Source organism: Nocardia sp. NPDC003345, from assembly GCF_053589395.1.
This window is the reverse complement of the sequence record NZ_JBSFRU010000454.1, coordinates 1-3,857: the sequence shown is the minus strand read 5'-3', so window position 1 is coordinate 3,857 and position 3,857 is coordinate 1. Positions and strand designations below refer to the sequence as shown.

Here is a 3,857-nt window from a genome sequence, read left to right as displayed (position 1 = left end):
TTCGTCGGCCTGTTCCTGGCGGCCCATATCGCGGGTGCGCTCACCGGCAGCTTCCCGGTGCTGGCGGCGACCCGCGTGGTGGCGGCCGTCGCGAACGCCGGCTTCCTGGCGCTCGCGCTCACCGCCGCGAGCACCATGGTCCCGGCCGGCCGCCAGGGCCGGGCCCTGGCGGTCCTGTTGTCCGGTACCACTCTGGCGACCGTCGCGGGTGTGCCGGGCGGTGCGCTGGTGGGCGCGCTGCTCGGCTGGCGGGCCGCCTTCTGGGCGGTCGCGCTGATCTGTATCCTCGCGGCGTTCGGAGTGTTGGCCGGGGCTCCCGCCCGGCCGGGTAACTCCGGCGCCGGGCCGGGCCTGGGCACCGAGCTGGCCGTACTGGCCCGGCCGCGGTTGCTGGTGATGCTGGTATCGGCCGCGACCGTGAACGCGGCCACCTTCGGCGCCTTCACCTTCCTCGCGCCGGTGGTGACCGCGGCCGCCGGTCTCGGTGCGCTGTGGGTCCCGGTGGCGCTGATGCTGTTCGGCGCGGGTTCCTTCGCCGGAGTAACCGTGGCCGGGCGTTTCTCCGACCACCGGCCGGGCCTCGTGATCGCGGTCGCCGGGCCGCCGCTGTGCCTGGGCTGGGCCGGTGCGGCCCTCACGACCGGCCGGCCCGCGGTGCTGCTGACGCTGCTGTGCGTGCTGGGCGCGTTGTCGTTCGCCCTGGGCAGCACGCTCATCGCACGCGTTCTCCACGAGGCGGTGGGCGCACCCACGATGAGCGGCTCCTATGCGACAGCGGCGCTCAATATCGGCGCGGTGGCGGGGCCGGTGGCGGCCGCGGCCGCGTACGGTTCCCGGTTCGGCGTCACCGGGCCGCTCTGGACGGCCGGTGTGCTGGTCGCGGCGGCCCTGTTCGTCGCGCTGGTGTGCCGCGGCGTGTTCTCGGCCGGGCCGCTGCCGCCGCACCGGTAGCGGACGCTCGCGGTCGCACCGGTGGTCCGGACCCGCGCCCGGCGCCGCACCGCCGCCGGGCGCGGGTGACCTGCCGATGAACGGAAGGTGCTGTAAACGGGAAGTAACGGTGTCCAGTCTTCGGTGACACGTGACTCGAATCGGTGCCCGCGCGGCCGGGTTTCGATAATCTCGATCTCACCATCCGGAATGGCCGAGTGGTGTGGCACTGCGGCCAGGGCGATGGAGGTACGAGTGTGAGCACACCGGCGACGATCGGCGAACGGGCCCGCGGTCCACGGATCTATCACGTCCGAGCGGACCATCCGCTCGCCGCGGCCGTCCTGGCCGAACTGGCGATCGAGTACAGCGCGCGCTACGGCGGAACCGCCGGCGCGATTCACCGGCGGATGCGGGAGCGCCCACCCGCCGAGTTCCTCGCGCCACACGGCGATCTGCTGGTGCTGGTGGAGCACGGGGAACCGGTGGCCGGTGGCGGATTCCGCCGGGTCGACGGGATCACCGCCGAAATGAAGCGGGTCTGGACCGACCGCACACAACGACGGCGCGGACTCGCCACCCGGGTGCTGGCCGAACTCGAAGCGGAGATGATCCGGCTGGGCTACCGGCAGGTACTCGCCGCCACCGGGGATCGGCAGCCGGAGGCGCGCGGTCTGTATGCCGCCGCCGGATACACCGAGTCCGGTACCCCGGTGGCCGGGCGCCGCGGACCGCGGTTGTGGTTCGAGAAGGCGCTGCACATACCGGAGCATTCCGGGCTCGGCCGGGCGCCCGCGGTGGCGCGATCCGGATCGCGCCGGCGACGCTGACCGGCGGATCCGGCCGGGCCCGCCCGGTGAAATCCGCCACTCGGCGCCGGAGGCGGCCGAATCGCGGCAGTATCGTGACCGGCGACCCGGACCGCCGGGGGGAAAGGAAATCGTGCTCGCCTCGATACTGTTCGCCCTGCTCGCGGCCGGTCATCTCGTCCTCGCCGGGGTCTGCGCCCGGCGCTTCGCGCGGACCGGTGACCGGATCCTGCTCGTACCCGCCCTGGTGGCCGCGGCACTGGTCTACGACAACGGCGTGGTCGCCGCGGGCCGCTGGATCGGGGCGGGTGCGACGCTCGAGTTGTGGTCGGTGCCGCGGTTCGTGGCGCATATCGTGCTGACATCGCTGCTCATTCCGTGGTCCGGAACGGCCGCCGCCCGCGCCGGGGTCCAGTGGGCGCGCCGGACGGGTGTGCGGGTGGCGGTCTATGCGGTGACCGCCGCGGTGATCGCACTCGGTGTGTTCGGCGAACTGCTGCATCTGGAGCTCGTGCCCGCCGAATGGGCGGGCACCGTGCGGTATACGGCGCGCGAATCCTCCCTCGCCGGGGTGCTGCCGGTGATCGTCACCGTGCTCGTGGTGCTGGTGGCGGCCGTCGCGGTATGGCGGGTGCGGGGATACCGGCTGTGGACGATCACCACGGTGACCATGCTCGTGGTGGCCGGCGCCATGCCGCCGATGCTCTTGACCAACTGCGCGGAACTGCTGTTCATGGCGGGAATCGTCGCCACCGCGCTGTGGTTGCCGAGCGCCGGCCGGGAACCCGGGCCCGACCGGGCGGGCGCGGCGGCGGAGCACCCCGGGCGGTGAATTCGCGCAGCCGACGCACCGGGTCCTCGTGTGCGTCATCACAGCCGTTCCGGCCGCGCCCGACCATACTGTCCGATCATGGGCGAAGCGCAGACCGGACCAGAAAACGACGCGACCCGGCCGTTGCGCGAGGATATCCGCTTCCTCGGTGGCGTCCTCGGTGAGACGATCCGCGACCACGAGGGCGCGGAAGTGTTCGATCTCGTGGAGCGGGTACGGGTGGAGGCATTCCGGGTCCGGCGGGAGGAAGTGGAACGCAGCGCGGTCGGCGAGATGCTGGCCGGAGTGGATATCGCGGTCGCGCTGCCGCTGATCCGGGCCTTCAGCTATTTCGTCCTGCTGGCCAACCTCGCCGAGGACATCCAGCGCGACCGGCGGCGCGCGGCGCACGAGTCGGCCGGTGAGGCGCCCCAGGATTCGTCGCTGGCCGCCACCTATCGCAAACTCGACGCGGCGGGGGTCACGGGGGAGCGGGTCGCCGAGATGCTGTCCGACGCGCTGGTCTCGCCGGTGATCACGGCACACCCCACCGAGACCCGCCGGCGCACCGTTTTCGACACCCAGAGCCGGATCACCGAACTGATGCGCCGCCGCCGACGCGCCGGCCCCGCCGAGACGGCCGAACTCGAACACGAGATCCGGCGCCAGGTGCTCACGCTGTGGCGGACCGCGCTGATCCGGCTGTCCCGGCTGCGGATCCAGGACGAGATCGCGGTCGGCCTGCGGTACTACGAACTCACGCTGCTCGATGTGATCCCCGCCATCAACGCGGGGGTGCGGCAGGCCCTGGGCGCGCGCTGGCCCGGCCACACGCTGTTGCCGAAACCCATTCTGCGGCCCGGATCGTGGATCGGCGGCGACCGGGACGGCAACCCCTTCGTCACGGCCGAAGTGGTCCGCACCGCGGCCGGGCAGGCCGCCGGGGTCGCCTTCGGACGCTATCTGCGCGATCTCGTGGACCTCGAGAAGACACTCGCGCTGTCGGCCCGGCTGGTGCCGGTCTCCCCGGCGCTTCGCGCCCTCTCCGACCGCGGCTATCCGGACCCCGATTCCTACGCCGACGAACCGTACCGGCGGGCGCTGTACGGGATCCGGTCCCGGCTCACCGCGACCGCGTTGCGCGCACTGACCACGCTGGGCCCGGAGGCGTCGATCGCGGCGGGAGTTCCGGTGTCCGGCGCCGCCGCCGATCTCTCGGGGGCGGCGGCCGGCGCGCCGCTGCGGGAGTTCGCGGCCCTCGGCGCGGCCGACGGCACTGCCTCCGAGGCGCGGATATACGCGACCCC

At 73.0% G+C, this 3,857-nt stretch carries 4 protein-coding genes; all 4 read left to right on the top strand.

The window, feature by feature from the left end; genetic code table 11:
• Positions 1–951 (top strand): MFS transporter (locus tag ACWDU1_RS30445; RefSeq protein WP_450003754.1); only part of this gene is annotated, 951 nt, incomplete at its 5' end.
• A gap of 236 nt (positions 952–1,187) precedes the next feature.
• Positions 1,188–1,760: a GNAT family N-acetyltransferase gene (locus ACWDU1_RS30440; RefSeq protein ID WP_450003752.1), complete on the top strand. Its 573-nt coding sequence runs from the start codon at positions 1,188–1,190 to the stop codon at positions 1,758–1,760.
• Positions 1,761–1,872: 112 nt separating this feature from the next.
• The gene (locus ACWDU1_RS30435; RefSeq protein WP_450003750.1) at positions 1,873–2,571 is read left to right on the top strand and encodes a hypothetical protein; all 699 of its coding nucleotides are present in this window, start codon (positions 1,873–1,875) and stop codon (positions 2,569–2,571) included.
• A 78-nt stretch (positions 2,572–2,649) separates the two neighbouring features.
• A partial coding sequence (locus tag ACWDU1_RS30430; RefSeq protein WP_450003749.1) for a phosphoenolpyruvate carboxylase occupies positions 2,650–3,857 on the top strand: 1,208 nt, incomplete at its 3' end.